Origin of the sequence: Burkholderia sp. 567 (assembly GCF_040545115.1) — a bacterium.
Classification (GTDB): domain Bacteria; phylum Pseudomonadota; class Gammaproteobacteria; order Burkholderiales; family Burkholderiaceae; genus Burkholderia; species Burkholderia ambifaria.
Genome location: NZ_JBEPLG010000001.1, coordinates 774,790 through 792,165, shown reverse-complemented (window position 1 = coordinate 792,165; position 17,376 = coordinate 774,790). Strand labels below are relative to the sequence as shown.

Genomic DNA, 17,376 nt, shown 5'->3' with positions numbered 1-17,376 from the left:
TTGTCGTGATCTTATGCGTCATTGCGGAATCGTGCACTGAGCCGCCCCCGTTGGACGAGTCCGCACATTCCCTATCTCTCGCACGCCATTGTGGTCAGGTCGCGTGAAATGTTGATGTAAACCATCGACCGGATCCGTCGATCGACATGAAGGAGACCCGCGATGCTGCCCGCAGCCGAACGCTACGACGACCTGCTCTCCCGCTTCCAGTGGGAGGTTCCGGCCCGCTACAACATCGCGGTGGACGTCTGCGACAAGTGGGCCGATGGCAGCGGACGGCTCGCGCTGATCCACGAAACGTCGCAGGGCGACGTGTCGCGCATCACATTCGACGACCTGAGGAATGCTTCTAACCGGCTCGCGAACAGCTTTGCGCGTGCAGGTTTGCAACGCGGCGACCGGATCGCCATCTTCCTCGCGCAGGGCCCCGAAACCGCGATTGCCCATCTCGCCGCGTACAAGCTCGGCGCGATCGCGGTGCCGCTGTTCACGCTGTTCGGCACCGACGCGCTCGAATACCGGCTCGCGAACAGCGAAGCCGCCTCGCTCGTCACCGACGCGGCCGGCTACGCGAAGATCGCGCCGCTACGCGCGCAACTGCCGACGCTGCGCACGTGCTACTGCATCGGCGACGACGTGCCCGACGCGGCGAGCGTGCTGCGCTACGACGCCGCCCTCGCGGCCGAATCGCCGGACTTCGTGCCGGCCGACACCGCCGCCGACGATCCGGCGGTGATCATCTATACGTCCGGCACGACCGGCAAGCCGAAAGGCGCGCTGCACGCCCATCGCGTGCTGCTGGGCCACCTGCCGGGCGTCGAGATGTCGCAGCAATGCTTTCCGCGCGACGCGCGCCTGTTCTGGACGCCCGCCGACTGGGCCTGGATCGGCGGCCTGCTCGACGTGCTGCTGCCGTCGTGGCATCACGGCGTGCCCGTGCTCGCGCGCCGCTTCGAGAAGTTCGACGGCGAGGCCGCGTTCGCGCTGATGGCGCGGCACGGCGTGACCCACGCGTTCCTGCCGCCCACCGCGTTGAAGCTGATGCGCGCGGTGCCCGCGCCCCGCGAGCGCTACACGCTGGCGCTGAAATCGGTCGCGAGCGGCGGAGAGTCGCTCGGCACCGAGCTGACGGCCTGGGGACGCGACGCGCTCGGCGTGACGATCAACGAGTTCTACGGACAGACCGAATGCAACATGGTGCTGTCGTCGTGCGCCGCGCTGTTCGACGCGCAGCCCGGCGCGATCGGCAAGGCCGTGCCCGGCCATACGGTCGCGATCGTCGACGAGCACGGCACGGCGCTGCCGCCGGGCGTCGAGGGGCGCATCGCGGTGCGCCGCCCCGACCCGGTGATGTTCATCGAATACTGGCGCAATCCCGCCGCGACGCGCGACAAGTTCGCGGGCGACTATCTGCTTACCGGCGACACCGGCACGATCGACGCGGACGGGTTCGTGCGCTTCGTCGGCCGCGATGACGATGTGATCACGAGCGCCGGCTACCGGATCGGCCCGGGGCCGATCGAGGACTGCCTGCTCACGCATCCGGCGGTGCGGATGGCGGCCGTCGTCGGCGTGCCGGACCCGACGCGCACCGAGATCGTCAAGGCGTTCGTCGTGCTGAACCCCGGCCATGTCGGCGACGACGCGCTCGTCCAGGCGCTGCAGGCGCACGTGCGCACGCGCCTGGCCGCGCACGAGTATCCGCGCGCGATCGCGTTCGTCGACAGCCTGCCAATGACGGCGACCGGCAAGATCGTGCGCCGCGCGCTGCGCGACGCGTGAACCGCGTGGGCCGCGCCGGGCCGCCGGACGGTCGTCCGGATGGTTTATAGTGGCGCCACGCAGTCTTTCCAACGCACAACGATGTCCTCCGACCAACACGAATCCGCCGCGGGCGCGTCGCACAGCCCGCTCTACGCCAAACTCCTCGGCGAAACCGCCAAGATCGACTGGTGCGATCTCGAGCGCTTTTTCGCGCAGGGCAAGCTGTTGTCGGTCGCGCGCGATCTCGATCTCGTCAGCGTCGCGGAAGCGATTGCCAGCGACGATGCGCAACAGGTCACGCGCTGGCTGTCTTCCGGCCTCGTCGCGCGCATGCCGGCGGAAACGGCCGCCGACTTCGCGGCGCGCAATCCCGAGCTGTGGGCGGTCGTCGTGTCGCCGTGGGTCTGCGTGCAGGAACGCGCCTGACGCGTCCGCCATGTCCGAATCCGCGTTACCGCACGCGGCCGGCACCGGTTCGGCCGCCGTCTCGCACCGGCGCGTCCTCGCGCTCGCGTTCCCGATCGTCCTGGCGAACCTGACCCAGCCGATCCTCGGCGCGGTGGATACGGCCGTCGCCGGCCACTTCGACGGCGCGCAGTATCTCGGCGGCGTCGCGCTCGGCGGACTGTTCTTCAATTTCGTGTTCTGGGGCTTCGGCTTCCTGCGCATGGGCACGACCGGCCTCGTCGCGCAGGCGCACGGCGCCGGCGACGCCGCCGGCATCCGCCTGAACGTGCTGCGCGCGCTGATCGTCGCGTTCGCGCTCGGCGCCGCGGTGCTCGCGCTGCAGGTGCCGCTGCTGTCGTTCGCGCTGTCCGCGCTGGGCGGCAGCGACGCGGTCCGCGCAACCGCGCTGGCCTACGGCCACGCGCGGATCTGGAGCGCGCCGTTCGCGCTCGCGAACTACGTCGTGCTCGGCTATCTGCTCGGCGTGCAGCGCGTACGGCTCGCGCTCGTCGCGCAGGTCTTCATCAATGCGGTGAACATCGGTGCCGTGCCGTTATACGTGTACGGCTTCGGCTGGGGCATTGCCGGGATCGGTGCGGCGACCGCGACCGCCGATGCAAGCGGCTTCGCGCTCGGTGCGTGGATGCTGTGGCAGCTGCGGCCGCGCGGCCTCGCGCCCATTGCCGCGCGTGCGCTGGCGGACCGCGCGGCGCTCAAGCGCCTGATCGTACTCAATCGCGACATCTTCCTGCGCACGATGTGCCTGCTCGGCGCGTTCGGCTGGTTCGCGCATCTCGGCGCGAAACAGGGCGACGCGACGCTCGCGGCCAACGCTTTGCTGCTGAATTTTCAGACGTTCATGGCGTACGGGCTGGACGGTTTCGCGCATGCGGCCGAGGCGCTCGTCGGCGCCGCGGCCGGCGCGCGCGACCGCGCCGCATTCCGCCAGGCCGTGCGCGTCACGTTGCTGTGGTCCGCGCTCGGTGCGCTGCTGTTCGCGCTCATCTACTGGGCGGCCGGCGGATGGATCGTCGCGCAGTTGACCGACCAGGCCGAAATCCGCGCGGTCGCGCTGCAATACCTGCCGTGGGCGGCAATCTCGCCGATCGTGTCCGTGTGGGGATTCCTTCTCGATGGCGTGTTCATCGGCGCGACGCAGACGCAATCGCTGATGCGCGCGATGGTCGCGTCGTTTGCGATCTTCATCGCGGCGACGGTGACCGTCGTCGGCCCGTTCGGCAATCACGGGCTGTGGTTCGCGCTGTTGTTGTTCATGGTCGCGCGCGGTGCGACGCTCGCACGCTACCTGCCGGCGCTCGTGCGGCGGATCGGCGCCGACGCTCCCGCGGCCGGCGCCTGACCGCCGCGCGGGCCGGACGTTATTGCGCGGGTGCGGGCGCCGGCGCGCCGAGCATCGATGGCGGCGTCATGTCGGTCGGCACGCCGTGGTAATCGGCCGGATCTTGCGGCGGGTGGCCGCGACGGGCCTGGCGGGGATCGCTGGAACAGCCGGCAAGAATGGACGCGGCCAGCACGGCCAGCATGAAACGAGTCATCGGGAAGGCTCTCCGGAAAACGGCGCGCCCATCGCGCGCCAGGACCGCGCCGAGTCTAGCGGAATTCCCGGTTAGGGGTCGTCCCGCGGATGTTCTAGTATGAAGGCATGGCGCTGTGCCCGTTGAAAGGAGGCTGCCATGTCGTCTGAAGAGATCGCTGGCCTGATCGGCCTGTTCGTCGGCCTGATGGTGCTCGTCGCCCTGTCGTACTTCGAATCGCGCGAATACAAGCGCAGCCACGGCGGCGAAGGGATGGTCCATCACTGGATGGCCGAACACCATCTGCTCGACTGGCGGCGCAAGCACTAGGCAAGCCGCCCTGTCGTCCGGGTCGCCGCCCGCGGGACCCGCCCCGAACGTGCGCCCGCGCGCACCGTGGTTGCTGCGTGCCGTTCAAATTAACAGGGCCGGATAGGCCGACCTCGTCCGAATAGCCGAACGCCGTCGCTGGCAGGCCGTGAGAGCCTGCCCATGCGACGGCGTTCGCATTCGTGCGCGCCGCGCGATCTGGTTTGCTCAGCCCAGGAAGTGGCGGGCGTAACGGGCGTTGATGTCCGACAGCCGGAACAGCGTCAGGAAATCCGCGCAGTTGAAGTCGGGATCCCAGGCCGGCGCGCCGCAAATCTTCGCACCGAGGCGCAGGTAGCCCTTGATCAGCGGCGGCGGCGCGACGACGGTGCCCGTCTGCAGTTCGTCGACCGGCAGCGCCGTATGCGGGAACGCGCGATATTCGGGCGCCGTCAGCGCGTTGGCCGACAGCGATTGATACAGGTTCGCCGCATAGTGGCCGCCATCGGCCATCGACACGCTCGCGCAGCCGAGCATCGTCTCGTAGCCGTTCTGCATCATGTAGGCGCCGAGGCCGCCCCACAGCGCCATGATCACGGCGCCACTGCGGTAGTCGCTGTGCACGCACGAGCGGCCGACCTCGACCATCTTTCCGCGCAGGTGAGTCAGGCGCGACAGGTCGAATTCGCCTTCCGCGTACAGACGGCCGACACGCGCGGCCTCGTGCGGCGGCAGTACGCGGTACGTGCCGACCACCTTCAATGTGTCGAGATCGCGCACCAGCAGGTGGTCGCAATAGGCATCGAACGGATCGACGTCGAGACCGGACGGGCCGCTGAGCTGCGCGCCCATCTCTTCGGCGAAGACGGTGTAACGCAGGCGCTGTGCCTCGCGCAATTCGTCTTCTGTACGCGCCCATGCGGCACGCAGACGGTACTCGGATGTGACGGTTTCAGCAGCGCGCGGCAGGTGACGCCGCGTCGTGTCGAGGGGAAGCGAGGCAAAAGGGAGCGTAGGCGTCGGCAGTTCTCGCATTAGGCTTTCCTGGTCGTAAGGAATAGGACGACATGCCAGCCAATGTAGTAACCGGCCGTTACCATTCTGTGGCACGACCGTGTCCATTCAATGACGTGTCGCCGAATTGACTTTAGCAGAAAGCTTGCGAAACCGTATGATCAATACGGTCAAACCCCGTCACACAAGGTCCGGCGGCAACAACGCACGCAGCACGGCCTGACGGCTGCCGTCACGCGTCCGGCTTGCGATCCACACGATGCCGCCCTTCTTGATGCTCCAGCTGTCACCGTTGCCTGCGATCAGGTGCGCGACGACGCTGCCGAGGGTCGGTTGGTGTCCGACGATCATGACCGTCGGCGCGATGCCGTCCGGCCAGCCGGCGGCGGTCAGCACGTCGTCGACGCTACCGCCAGGCGCGAGCGCATCGACGGTCCGGTACTGGTCGGTCAGCGCCTCGACGGTTTGCACGGTACGTGCCGCCGGGCTCGCGAGGATCACGCTGTTCGACTCGAGCCGGCCGCGCAGCCATTTGGCCATTGTCTGCGCTTCCTTGCGCCCGCGGCTCGTCAACTGGCGCGCGAGGTCGTTTGCCGCGTAGTCTTCGGCTTCGGCGTGGCGCCACAGGATCAGGTTCATCATGATGTCTCTCCATGCATCGGCGAACGTTCCGGTCGCGCAGGTGCGTGCCGGACGCTCACACTCTGAATTGTCGCCAATCGTGAACGGTTCGGGATGATGTGGGCGATATGCATAACTTGATTGACCCGGTCACCCATTAGACGATAGAATCTTTGGCTCGTCGGAGCGTAGCGCAGCCTGGTAGCGCATCTGATTTGGGATCAGAGGGTCGTAGGTTCGAATCCTATCGCTCCGACCAAAGGAATCAAGGGGTTAGCGTACGCTAACCCCTTTTTCTTTTGTGCAATCCGCCCTAGCACTACTCCTTTGCTATCAGCCGGATTGACTTCCATAAGGAACTGCGCCCGATGGCAGCCAGTCCCGTCTCTTTCAGCGCTGCCTTTTCATCGCTCGAAGACTGGCGCGATGACGGCAAGTAGTCGCCCGCCGAACTTCGTCCGCCAACGCTTTGTCTCGGAGCTTCGCAAGCCGGTCTGGGCACTCTCCGCCCATTGACAGAGCACTCTTGACACGAAGGCTTGCGCAAGTGTGTGGCCCGCAGCCTCCCGTTTATGTCACTGCCCGCATCGGAATCAATACTTCGCCACGAAGCTATAGGCGGTCGACAGGCACTCGCCACCGCGCTCCCGCGCACGTTTCACTTTGGTCACGTTGCTCAGACCTCGGTATACGATACCGACTGCGACGCAACCAGCTTCGGCGGCGTCGGACATGCACATCGACAGAGGTCGTCACTCAACGCCGACTGTCGACCATCCGGCCCGGTGCTTGAATGACGTGGGCCGTCGCACTCAATCAAGCCGACTGTCTTGCACACCGGGCACCACACCGGATCGTGTTCATACGCTTGTTCGCGGTCGTGCAGAATGTCTTGTCCGTCACCACCCTGCACGATACCTCCGACGGTCGTCGTGTCACCCTTCACGATGTCGTAGCGTCGCATGTCGCCTCCGCTCAGACTGCGCCTGGCCGCAATCGCAGGCTGTTCAACAGCGTGTCCCATGTTTGCAGTGCGCCAGCCTCATCGACCGGTGACGTCGCCTCTTCAGGCTTCAAATCGGGGCTGCTCGCGCCGAGCAGCAACTGAATAGCGGTATGCGGTTTCGCCAACGTGCTCGGATCGCCTGGCGCGAGCAGATAGAAGCGGAAAGACGTGATCTCGCCTTCCTTCAGCGCGAACAATACTTCCTCCGCGTCCATCCCGGCCACCGTGCGTTTCCCCTGCCGCAGGATACGGTAGCTGCCGCTTGAAATCTGATCCATCTTCGCGCGCAGATCAGGAAGCGTCTTGGTCAATGGTTGCCCTTGGTCGTCGCTCATCGACTTGCGCGTCTGAATGACCAGTAGCGCCGGCCGCCCCGGCATCAGCGCGAACGACTGGCTGGCTTCTTCGGGGTAGGTCGAAGACCCCGTGACAATCCCGCCATCGAAGCAGAACCCCGATTCGGTCGGAACCGACCAGTTATCGCGCGCCTTAATGCGCCGATATAGATCAGTATAAAACCCTTCAAATTTGCTCAGTGCATCTGGACCAAATGATCCGGTCGTATGAAATATTTCATCACCATCAAAAACAAAACCCTCAGACTTAAATGGGAGTCTTATCCCGTCAGTGTGCGACATCTGATAAACAAAAGCCTTCGAGTCGCTTCTTGGCGAGACCTCCCTTTCCAGCCAAGCATGATTCGTTGGTTTGTTATTTTCACTCGGGTCGATGCGTATATTTGTTTTTAGCGTCTTCTCCAAATCACTTACTTTTGCTCGATATGTAGCAATTGACGCATTATGTTGTGTTTCCAGTTTTTCTCCGCGAAACGCGTACCGCTGATTCGTGATTTCGCTAGTCGCAGGTCGTTGGAACACAAAGCGCCCGATGCACCACGGGCGCGGCTTGGACAACAAAGGATTCGTCATCGTCGGTTCCACAGAAAAGGTCATCGAACAGGCGCACACGCCCATCACTAAAAATAGGAGTCGGCCAATTCTCGTCAGCATTTCGGCTCCGGAGCATCTTGCGCGATTTGAACGATGCTATAGAGGAGAGCCCAGCGCGCCCATGGATGGTTATAGCTTTCCTGATGCACATATCCTCCTTGGTCGAACACCATTTGTACACCGTTGGCCGCGCCCCCTTCCAAGCCATACGCGGGTGCTTCGGCCGACCAGGCCGGCACAGTACCGTCGCCTGCGATGATGCCGTTCTTCTCAGGATCGGGCGCGTCACTGCCCGGCGGCAGCTTTGCCACCTTCTGCACCTCGAACTCGATGGTGACATTGCGCGAGTCCAGATGCACGCGCAGTGTCCCTGTGTGGGAATCGTCGTGTTTCTCACCGAGGAACCGTGCAGCGCGCAGCTCTTCCTCCGTTACGCCGGCGGGCACGTTGCCCTTCCAGATCACCGTACCCCATGCCAACAGCTCGTCGAGCTCCTTGCCTTTCTCGATCGCAGGTTTGCTTGACTCATTGCTTGAGGTAGCTCGCCCTTTGGGCAGCAAAGCTCCGTCGCCATAGGAAATATAAGTCCTATCATGGTATTTATTTTTTATCTTATTTTGATTCGCCGTAACAACGTCTCCCATCAATGCTTGGAAATTACTAAGAACTGTGTCCCCACGCCCCAAATCGTCCAGCCGCTTTGTTACGATCCCCGCCGGATCGAGTAGCGATACTGATTCCTCAGGTACCAATCCGTACCATTTGGTATTGGCATAAATCTCCTTGTATGCACTCCCTTCCTTCGGAAACTTCATCACCGGAGTACCGTCGAGCCGCGAAAAGATCCACCATGCCTCGCCATTGTGGTAATCCGGCATCGGCAACAGCTCAAGCGGTCCCGGCGCATTCGCGGCCACCGCCACAAACTCGTCTGCATCACTCCCAAGAAGTGCACCATTGATGAAACCGTTCACGCCGCCCTCGCTGCCGCCACCGGTGCGGAACCGCTTCGCCGCGATGGGTGCTCCGGTCGCCGGCAGCACGTTGTGGAATACACCGTGCATCAGGTCCGCTGCACCGTGCATCGCGATCGCCATCCGTGCTACCAGCCCGCCCATTGAGTGCGTGAGGATAATCGCCTTGCCGCTATGATTCTCCTCGATGATCTCCTTGATGCCCATCAGGCGCGCCGTCTTGCCGGTCTTCTTGTCCTTGAAGTCCGTGCCATCAATTACCTGTTGCGCCGATTTTTCATTCGATTGCAGCCAGTTGTACCCAATTGCGTACACTCGATACTGGTATTTCATGAAGTGCTTGAACACCTCAGAGTCTTTTGCAATCGCCTGCCCCCGGCCTTGCGCGCCGACGCCGAGCGCCCCGTAGTCGGCCGGCTCCGTGTCCAGCAGCGGCTTCAGCGCCCATTTCTTACCGTCGGGGTCGCCTGCAATCCAGGGTCCTTTATGCTTCCCCAGATGCATCGGCTCGTTCAGTTGCTCCTGCAGCCACGCCAACATGGGCTGATAGCTCGATCGATACACTGAGCCCCACCCCCGCCGAATGGCCTCCTTCTCGTCCACGTACTGGTCGGGTTCAGCATCCTTTTCGTGCTTGCCGGCGCTGACCGGCCCGAACGGGGTGACGGCTGCCTGGGTCGGGTCGAACAGCTTTTCCCGCGTGGACGCACCCTTGAACCAAAGGCCGAGCAGCGCTGGCAATGCGCCCGCCTTCCCAAATAGGCCGTCCGTTTCCGGTGCAAAGAACATCTCGTCACCGGTGTCGGTGTTCACCAATGGTGAGCCCATCACGCCTGGCAGGAAGATCACCGGAATGATTGGCCGCACGTCGCACAGCAGTTCTTTGGAGCGCGTGTCACTCGCCGGCGTCAACGTAAAATGCCCGACCGACGCGCCGTCCTTGTCCGTGCGACCAGCCTGCTGGACGACTTCCTTCTCGGCATCGTCACTGAACGGCGATCCGCCGCCGGATTGATCTGTGTTTTCGCTCATCGTCGTTCTTCAGATTCGACCATAGGTTATCGGGTTCAAGCCGCAGGACCGTTCGGCTTCGGCCGCAATGCACGCACCGCCAGCTTCTCGATATCCTCGCTCTTCTGTTCGGCCACCTGCCCCAGCTCGTTCGTCATTCCGGTCAGACGTGTGCCGTCCCCGCGGATCAGTTCATATGGGTGGTTTTTCAGCACCTCGCCCGTGATGCGATCGCGCAGCACATACGGATCGTTAAACTTGGCCTGCGGCAGGCTGTTCATATGCTGCGCAATCGAACTCGGCCCCTGACGGCTGAGCGATGCCGATTTGATCGTGCGTGGCCCTTGCGTGCCATCCTCGATGCCAGCGGCCACCCACCTCGTGTACGAGCCGCCAGCCTTGATGATGATTTCATCGGCGTCGAGCACAATCCGCTTGGCCTTCACGGTCACGTCTTTGCCCGCGTTGACGCTCACGTCATCCGTGTTGGCCGACAGCTTGATCGGGCCTTTCGCGGTCACGAAGTACGCACCAAGTTTCTGCGCGAAGAAGCTCACCTTTTCCGCAGCCGCGACGACGAACGACCTGCCCGTCGCCACATACGTGTTCTCGTTACTGACGACGTTGACCTCTTTCTCGGCCACGATATGCGTCGAGTTGTCTGCGACCAGTGCAATGTCCTTCGGCGTCGATACCAGTATGTTCGGCTGCGCGAATCCATTGGCGCTACCGGTGCCGCCCCCTGCCGTCACGCCGCCCGACGTATCGCCCGACACCGGATGCTTGATGTCCTTCGACAGCGCCTTGAGCGCATCCTGTCCGGTTTGCAGCGATTCCGCCTGAGCGGTTGTGCTTGCGCTAGAGAGCGACTCGATCAGCATTCCCGCCTGCTGCAACTGCGAGCGCGCCTCGTCCACGCCCATCTGCTCATCGTCGTAGGATTTCGAGTGCGCACTGATAGAGAGCCCCTTGCTGGCACGAACCGCACCGAACTCGTCAGCGTGCAAGATGAAGCCGGCACCCAAATACTGACCTCGTGTGTTGCCGTCGTCGTGCTTGATCAGGTAGCCCTGCGTCAGTGCCGCATAGCTCTTGCCCGTGTAGCTAACCAGCCGCGTCCCGCTTTGATTCGTAGAATCGTCATGGACGAACGAGTTGTATGCGCCGGTCTTCCCAAACCCCTCCGACCTGAACCCTGACAGCAACGCGTTCGAATGCCATGGCGATGGGGTGGCGCCTCCGTTGATACGCCCTAATACGAACGGCTTATCACAGTCGCCGTTCCAGTAGCCGACGATGACCCATTCCCGCGCCCTCGGAACGTGAACCGCTCCATAACCGTTGCCGGTATCGGATTGAAGCGACGACAGCAACGGTGAGGAATTGAAGGCGTCCGGTGGATTCTTGCGATCCCATGCGAAATGCACCCTGATCTGGTTTCGGTCGTTGGTCCACGCTTCCGCGCCATCGGGGGTCACGACAAGCGCGTGTTCGACCGACATGACCGGCTTCGGATGATCCAGCGGACTCCGGTATTCAACTGCCGTGGGTTGCGCTTCGACTTCGAGCACGAAAAATCCGGCCGAACCATCCGCCTCATGTCCAAGCGTCTTGAACCGCTCCCGGTGAATCGCCTGTTGCTCGGCCAGAGTTGCACGAAGACTTTGCGGAAACTCGGCCGTCTGCTGGCCGATCGGGACGTTGTTCTCGATGAACCAACGTGCCTCGACCACCAGAAATTCTCGCTTCTTCGCATCACCGCCATCGTGGCGGGGATGCCCGTTCAACATAAACCGCGAACCGGCATCGAGCCACCGCACGCCTCCGACGCCAAAATATCGGCTTGCTCGCGCATCCCATATCTCTACTCGCCGTCGCGCTCGCACCTCGCCAGTGTCTGAGCTGGAATAGCCATAAGCCGTCGATTCATAGACCGTCATCGGCGCATCAGGAACGCGCTGCTCCACTTTCTGGCGGTGCTCCTCCGTGACATAGCTGGTCGCGGCAAGCCCACTTTCAACCTGAAAATTGGACGCGGGCCGCTTGTAATCGAACGCACGCGACATGTAGCGCGTGCTCTGCATCGTCTGCACCGCGGCCCAATGGGCGAAACCGTCAGATTCGCTGCTGTCGTTGGCCTGAATGAATTCAACCGACTTGGCGTCGGGAAGTGTCGAGACGCGGTCAACGATTATGAGCGTCGTCTTGGGCGCGTCACCTTCACTCACGTTTTCGTGGATCCAGTAGAAATACCAGCCCTCGGCTTCGGCCAAGCGATTTACGAAGTGAAGATCGGATTCGCTTTGCCTGCACCACGACCGCTTGGCAGGATCGGTCGACAGCGCAAAACGATACTGCCCGCGTAACTGCGGATACCGATCAAGCACGTCGGAAATGATCTCGCGGGCATCTTTCTCGAGCCAGCCTTCTTCGTTGTGGGTTTTTTCAAGGAAGACCAGCGCCGATGAAAACTCGATCTGATACGTCGAAAGGCTGCCGTTACCGCCCAAATAGGCAACCCGATGGACGAAGCCGTGCACCGGACGATAGACGGGAACCGCAAAGGGAGCCGTTACTTGCTGAATCTGCAGGGTGACAGGCTGATGCATCAGCGACAGGAGCGCAGTATCGTCGCGCGTCGACGCTACATCGATCGTGTACGAATAGTCCCGCCCGATTCTGGCCGATCCGCGCGCACGTAACGGTACCAGCGCATTCTTGCCGAGCGGCGTACTCAGCATCAACAGCCGCCCCTCCTGCAAAACGCCCTTACTGATCGCCTCGTAGAGGTCGCGCAACTTCAGGTCCCCGAGTGCGGACGGTCTGATATCCATTTTCGTTATCTCTCTCAGGTTCGACCGTCCCGTCAGTCGCACAAAGACGGTCAGCCATTGCGACAGCAAGTCGCCCGCGCGATTTTAATCTAAAGTCTGACAAATATCGTTCGGCCTGACAGAATTTGACGCCCGGTTGCCTAGCGACGCGGAGGCTCGCGCCCAGGCACGATTGGGCGACAGCGAATCATTGTCACAAATTCATTGAGGCGCCCTTGGCGCGGTAACGCGGACGAGGAGGTTCCGCAAATATTCGTCGCGCAGGACGAGTACCTTCTGAATTGCGACCATGCCATTGGCCGAAGTCGTAAATTTTCCCTAAGCCTTACGGGAAAGGCCCAATCGGAAGGTGTCGCTGCAACGACACGGAACACGTCCAGGCTGGCTCGCCCCACCGTCACTTCGAAACAGAAAATGCACTGCGAAAGCGAATGAGGTGGCGGGGTAAATGGGTGGTGTTGTCCGCCCCCCGCGCACGAATCTTGCGAGAACACGCGATAATATCCGTGACCAACCCGCAACCGAGCATGAAAAACAACGTTCTCAAGACTGCCCTGTTCGGCGCGCTGCTCGCATTCGGCGCGTCCGGCGCCGCGTCGGCCAAGTCGCTCGACGACGCGCTCGACTGCCATTCGAACGGCCACAAGTTCGTCGCGCCGCTGCTCGCGGCCGGCGACATCCAGTCGGAGCCGATGCACGTCGAAGCGAATTCGGTGAACGCATTCCGCACGAACCACCCGCTGACCGCCTACGGCTTCGGCGTCTACGTCGTGCTTGGCTACCAGGCGAACGACCCGATCTTCCAGCCGGGCGACGGCACGCCGATCGGCAACTGGGCGTATGGCGTCGTGGTACGCGGCACGAAGAGTGCCGTCGAACAGGCCGTGCGCAAGGCTGGCAGCGACGCGACCGTCAAGCAGGCGTTCCCGTTCCTGACCGCGATCGTGTGCTCGGACTGAGCGCGTCGCAAGGAAAGCGGCGCAAACTCGCCGCGCCGGTGTCGCTCGCCCGAAGCGCGCCTCGTTACGCGCCCGTATAAACCACGCGATACGGAATGCCGACCTTCTCCCACTCGGCCGCTTCCTGGCTGAGGCTGTAGTCGGTCAGCGGGTTCTGCTCGACCCACGCGCTCGGCAGGCGCACTTCATACCCGCCCTTCTTCATCTGCGACACGGAAATGTCCGGAAGCCCGGCATCGGTCCGGCGCCGGCACAGCAGCGCCGCGAGCCGCAGGCAGAACAGCAGCGGCCATTCGACGTCGCGCGCCTGCGACAGCTTGCCGAGCTTGCCCGCGTGCCCGAGCACGAGCGCGGCGAGGCGCGCCTGGTCGGTGCGCGAGAAACCCGGCATGTCGGCGTTGCTCGCGATATAGGCCGAATGCTTGTGATACGAACTGTGCGAGATCGACAGCCCGATCTCATGCAACGCGGCGGCCCAGCCGAGGAACATCCGGGCTTCCTCGCGCGCTTCGTCGTCGGCTTCATCGAGCTCGTCGTAGAACCGCACCGCAAGCGCACCGATGCGTTCGGCCTGCGCGCGATCGACGCCGTAGCGGCGCGTGAAACCCTCGACGGTCACCGCGCGCATGTCCTCGTGCTGGGTCCGGCCGAGCAGGTCGTACAGCACGCCGAGACGCAGCGCGCCGTCGGTGGTATCGACATAGTCGACACCGAGTTCCTCGAATACCGCGAGCATGATCGCGAGGCCGCCGGCGAGCACCGGCACGCGGTCGGGCTTCAGCGCGATCAGCTTCAGCCGGTTCACGTTCTCCGACTTGATCAGCGCGCGCTTCAGGCGTTCGAGCCCGCCGCGCGAAATGCCGTGCGTGATGCCCGCGTCGTTGAAGCCGTTCGCCTCGACGAGCTCCGCGAGCGCACGTGCAGTGCCGGACGAGCCGATCGCCTGGTCCCATCCGGCCTTCTTGTACTCGCTGGAAATGATCTGGATCTCGCGCTTGGCCGCGAGTTCGGCTTGCCGCATCGTGTATTCGTCGACGTTGCCGGCCGGAAAGAACGCACGGCTGTGGCTCACGCAGCCGATGTAGAGGCTCTCCATCACGATCGGCGTGTAGTGCGAGCCGATGATGAATTCGGTCGAGCCGCCGCCGATGTCGACGACGAGCCGCTTGCCGGCGCTGGCCGGCACCGAATGCGCGGCACCCGCATAGATCAGGCGCGCCTCTTCGCGGCCCGCGATCACTTCGATCGGAAAACCGAGCGCCGCCTCGGCCTCGCCGAGGAATTCGGCCGCGTTCTTCGCGACGCGCAGCGTGTTGGTCGCCACCGCCCGCACGTGATCGGGGTGGAAATCGCGCAGGCGCTCGCCGAACCGCTTGAGCGCCTCCCAGCCACGCTCCTGCGACGCGCGATCGAGCATCTTGTCGCTCGACAGGCCCGCGGCCAGTCGAACGGGCTCGCGCAGCGCATCGACGGGATAGATCTGGCTGCCCGCCGGGGTTTCCTCGACGCGCCCGACGATCAGCCGGAAGCTGTTCGAGCCGAGATCGACGGCAGCCAGCAAGTGGGGGGATGTAACCATCAGAAGGGGGCTCCGTGCGCGTTCGCCCGCGCCAGCCGCTGCGGCCACGCTGGACGATCAATCAAAGGCGATATTTTAAGCGTGGAACGCTTGCCGTAGCCACGCTTCACGGGCATGTACCCGGGTAGATTGTATATGGCCGAAACATTTATGAGATGAAACGGTTGCGGCGTAGAATTTCCCGATATAAATACATAATCGTCATCAGCACGTCATCGTACCGTGAGAGTTTCCGAGCGTCCTTTCGAATCATCGCCCGAATCATCCCCTACTCTGCCGATGTCCGTCCGTTATCCGCTTCTCAATCGTGAACTCGGCATCCTCGGGTTCAACGAGCGCGTGCTGGCCCAGGCTGCCGACCCGCAAGTCCCGTTGCTCGAACGCCTGCGCTTCATCTGCATCACCAGCAGCAACCTCGACGAATTCTTCGAAGTCCGGATGGCCGGCCTTCAGGAACAGATCCGCGACAACCCGGGCGCCCTGACGCCCGACGGCATGTCGTTACAGCACGCTTACGACCTCGTCGTCGAGCGCGCGCAGCGGCTCGTGCACCGCCAGTACACGATGCTGCACGAAACCGTGCTGCCGGCGCTCGAACAGGAAGGCATCTACTTCCACGCGGCCGACACGTGGAACGACGAGCAGCTCGAATGGGCGCGCCGCTACTTCCTCGACGAACTGCTGCCGGTGCTGACGCCGATCGGCCTCGATCCGGCCCACCCATTCCCGCGCGTGCTGAACAAGAGCCTGAACTTCGTCGTCGAGCTCGAAGGCCGCGACGCGTTCGGCCGTCAGGCGGTGATGGGCATCGTGCAGGCGCCGCGCGCGCTGCCGCGCGTGGTGCGCATGCCGCAGGCGCTGTCGGGCTTCGAGCACGGCTTCGTGCTGCTCAGCACGTTCATGCAGCGCTTCGTCGGCGAACTGTTCCCGCAACTCGTCGTGAAGAGCTGCAACCAGTTCCGCATCACGCGCAACAGCGAGCTGTTCGTCGACGAAGACGAAATCACCAACCTGCGCGTCGCGCTGCAGGGCGAACTGCCCGCGCGCCATCTCGGCAACGCGGTGCGGCTCGAGGTGTCGGCCGACACGCCGGCACATATCGTGCGCCGCCTGCTCGAGGAAAGCCTGCTCGACGAGAAGGACTGCTATCGCGTGGCCGGCTCCGTGAACCTCGTGCGGCTGATGCAGATCCCCGATCTCGTCGATCGTCCCGACCTGAAGTTCGCGCCGTTCACCGCATCGATCCCGCCCGTGATCGCCAATGCACCGGCGATGTTCGACGCGATCGACGACGGCGACATCCTGCTGCACCACCCGTACGAAAGTTTCCAGCCGGTGCTCGAACTGCTGCAGCAGGCCGCGAAAGACCCGAGCGTCGTCGCGATCAAGCAGACGATCTACCGCACCGGCACCGATTCGCCGCTGATGGACGCGCTGATGGCCGCCGCGCGCAACGGCAAGGAAGTGACCGTCGTCGTCGAGCTGCTCGCGCGCTTCGACGAGGAAACCAACATCAACTGGGCGTCGCAGCTCGAAGCCGTCGGCGCGCACGTGGTGTATGGCGTGGTCGGTCACAAGTGCCACGCGAAGATGATGCTGATCGTGCGCCGCGTCGTGGAGGGCGGCAAGGCGACGCTGCGCCGCTACGTGCACCTCGGCACCGGCAACTATCACCCGCGCACCGCGCGCCTCTACACCGACTTCGGGCTGATGACGGCCGACCAGAAGATCTGCGAGGACGTCCACCACGTGTTCCAGCAACTGACCGGAATCGGCGGCGAGCTGACGCTGCACGAGCTGTGGCAGTCGCCGTTCACGCTGCATCCGCGCATCATCGAATCGATCCGCGCGGAGATCGACAATGCGCGCGCCGGCAAGCGCGCGCGCGTGGTCGCGAAGATGAACGCGCTGCTGGAGCCGACGGTGATCGCCGCGCTGTACGAAGCGTCGCAGGCCGGCGTCAAGGTCGACCTGATCGTGCGCGGCGTGTGCGCGCTGAAGCCGGGCGTGCCGGGGCTGTCGGAAAACATCACGGTGCGCTCGATCGTCGGGCGTTTCCTCGAACACCACCGCATCTACTATTTCCACGCGGACGGCGCCGAGGAAGTCTATCTGTCGAGCGCGGACTGGATGGACCGCAACCTGTTCCGCCGCGTCGAAGTCGCGTTCCCGATCCGCGAGCGCAAGCTCAAGCGCCGCGTGATCGCCGAGGGATTGTCGGTCTGTCTCGGCGACAATCAGTCGGCATGGCTGATGCAAAGCGACGGTCACTATCGGCGCCGCCGCGCGGGCAAGACGCTGCGCAACGCGCAACTCGGGCTGCTCGCGAAGTTCTGTTCGTAGGCAGGCGGCGTAGACAGACGGCGCGCATCA

Annotated in this window: 14 protein-coding genes and 1 tRNA gene; 7 read left to right on the top strand and 8 right to left on the bottom strand. The window is 63.4% G+C overall.

Annotated features, from left to right (window positions below):
* Nucleotides 1-162 precede the first annotated feature (162 nt).
* From ABIC50_RS03740 to ABIC50_RS03730, 3 genes are all read left to right on the top strand, one after another.
* Nucleotides 163-1,782, top strand: a complete 1,620-nt coding sequence (locus tag ABIC50_RS03740) for an acyl-CoA synthetase (protein ID WP_354161629.1) — start codon at nucleotides 163-165, stop codon at nucleotides 1,780-1,782.
* 81 nt (nucleotides 1,783-1,863) lie between these two features.
* Nucleotides 1,864-2,190 (top strand): DUF2288 domain-containing protein, encoded by a 327-nt coding sequence (locus tag ABIC50_RS03735; RefSeq protein ID WP_126227507.1) that lies wholly within the window; start codon nucleotides 1,864-1,866, stop codon nucleotides 2,188-2,190.
* A gap of 10 nt (nucleotides 2,191-2,200) precedes the next feature.
* Nucleotides 2,201-3,571 (top strand): MATE family efflux transporter, encoded by a 1,371-nt coding sequence (locus ABIC50_RS03730; protein WP_354161626.1) that lies wholly within the window; start codon nucleotides 2,201-2,203, stop codon nucleotides 3,569-3,571.
* A 19-nt stretch (nucleotides 3,572-3,590) separates the two neighbouring features.
* Here ABIC50_RS03730 and ABIC50_RS03725 read toward each other — a convergent pair whose 3' ends face one another.
* On the bottom strand, nucleotides 3,591-3,767 hold the full coding sequence (locus tag ABIC50_RS03725; protein WP_175668506.1) for a hypothetical protein: 177 nt from the start codon (nucleotides 3,765-3,767) through the stop codon (nucleotides 3,591-3,593).
* Between the two features lie 138 nt (nucleotides 3,768-3,905).
* Here ABIC50_RS03725 and ABIC50_RS03720 point away from each other — a divergent pair, with 138 nt between their 5' ends.
* Nucleotides 3,906-4,076 carry a hypothetical protein gene (locus ABIC50_RS03720; RefSeq protein WP_006750326.1) on the top strand — a complete coding sequence of 57 codons (171 nt, stop codon included), beginning with the start codon at nucleotides 3,906-3,908 and terminating at the stop codon, nucleotides 4,074-4,076.
* A 207-nt stretch (nucleotides 4,077-4,283) separates the two neighbouring features.
* Here the strand turns inward: ABIC50_RS03720 and ABIC50_RS03715 are convergent, their stop codons facing one another.
* Together ABIC50_RS03715 and sixA are read right to left on the bottom strand one after the other, a co-directional pair.
* Nucleotides 4,284-5,090: a GNAT family N-acetyltransferase gene (locus ABIC50_RS03715; protein WP_011656520.1), complete on the bottom strand. Its 807-nt coding sequence runs from the start codon at nucleotides 5,088-5,090 to the stop codon at nucleotides 4,284-4,286.
* A gap of 159 nt (nucleotides 5,091-5,249) precedes the next feature.
* Nucleotides 5,250-5,711, bottom strand: coding sequence for a phosphohistidine phosphatase SixA (gene sixA / locus ABIC50_RS03710; protein WP_041491139.1), 462 nt, complete (start codon nucleotides 5,709-5,711; stop codon nucleotides 5,250-5,252).
* A gap of 161 nt (nucleotides 5,712-5,872) precedes the next feature.
* Between sixA and ABIC50_RS03705 the strand changes: the two genes are divergently transcribed.
* Nucleotides 5,873-5,949, top strand: a tRNA-Pro gene (locus tag ABIC50_RS03705).
* A gap of 417 nt (nucleotides 5,950-6,366) precedes the next feature.
* Here the strand turns inward: ABIC50_RS03705 and ABIC50_RS03700 are convergent.
* From ABIC50_RS03700 to ABIC50_RS03685, 4 genes are read right to left on the bottom strand one after another with little or no spacing between them, the layout of a single operon-like run.
* Nucleotides 6,367-6,654, bottom strand: coding sequence for a PAAR domain-containing protein (locus ABIC50_RS03700; RefSeq protein WP_175735768.1), 288 nt, complete (start codon nucleotides 6,652-6,654; stop codon nucleotides 6,367-6,369).
* Between the two features lie 11 nt (nucleotides 6,655-6,665).
* On the bottom strand, nucleotides 6,666-7,706 hold the full coding sequence (locus tag ABIC50_RS03695) for a T6SS immunity protein Tli4 family protein (RefSeq protein WP_244096832.1): 1,041 nt from the start codon (nucleotides 7,704-7,706) through the stop codon (nucleotides 6,666-6,668).
* Nucleotides 7,700-9,652, bottom strand: coding sequence for an esterase/lipase family protein (locus ABIC50_RS03690; RefSeq protein WP_354161623.1), 1,953 nt, complete (start codon nucleotides 9,650-9,652; stop codon nucleotides 7,700-7,702). Before ABIC50_RS03690 ends, ABIC50_RS03695 begins: the two co-directional genes overlap by 7 nt.
* 35 nt (nucleotides 9,653-9,687) lie before the next feature.
* On the bottom strand, nucleotides 9,688-12,465 hold the full coding sequence (locus ABIC50_RS03685) for a type VI secretion system Vgr family protein (RefSeq protein ID WP_354161620.1): 2,778 nt from the start codon (nucleotides 12,463-12,465) through the stop codon (nucleotides 9,688-9,690).
* Nucleotides 12,466-12,992: 527 nt separating this feature from the next.
* Here ABIC50_RS03685 and ABIC50_RS03680 point away from each other — a divergent pair.
* Nucleotides 12,993-13,424 carry a hypothetical protein gene (locus tag ABIC50_RS03680; protein ID WP_006750317.1) on the top strand — a complete coding sequence of 144 codons (432 nt, stop codon included), beginning with the start codon at nucleotides 12,993-12,995 and terminating at the stop codon, nucleotides 13,422-13,424.
* A gap of 64 nt (nucleotides 13,425-13,488) precedes the next feature.
* On the opposite strand, the gene ppx is transcribed toward ABIC50_RS03680, so the two are convergent.
* Nucleotides 13,489-15,003, bottom strand: a complete 1,515-nt coding sequence (ppx, locus tag ABIC50_RS03675; protein ID WP_105833740.1) for an exopolyphosphatase — start codon at nucleotides 15,001-15,003, stop codon at nucleotides 13,489-13,491.
* 279 nt (nucleotides 15,004-15,282) lie between these two features.
* Between ppx and ppk1 the strand changes: the two genes are divergently transcribed.
* Nucleotides 15,283-17,346: a polyphosphate kinase 1 gene (gene ppk1 / locus ABIC50_RS03670; RefSeq protein ID WP_011656508.1), complete on the top strand. Its 2,064-nt coding sequence runs from the start codon at nucleotides 15,283-15,285 to the stop codon at nucleotides 17,344-17,346.
* The last annotated feature ends 30 nt before the right edge of the window (nucleotides 17,347-17,376 follow it).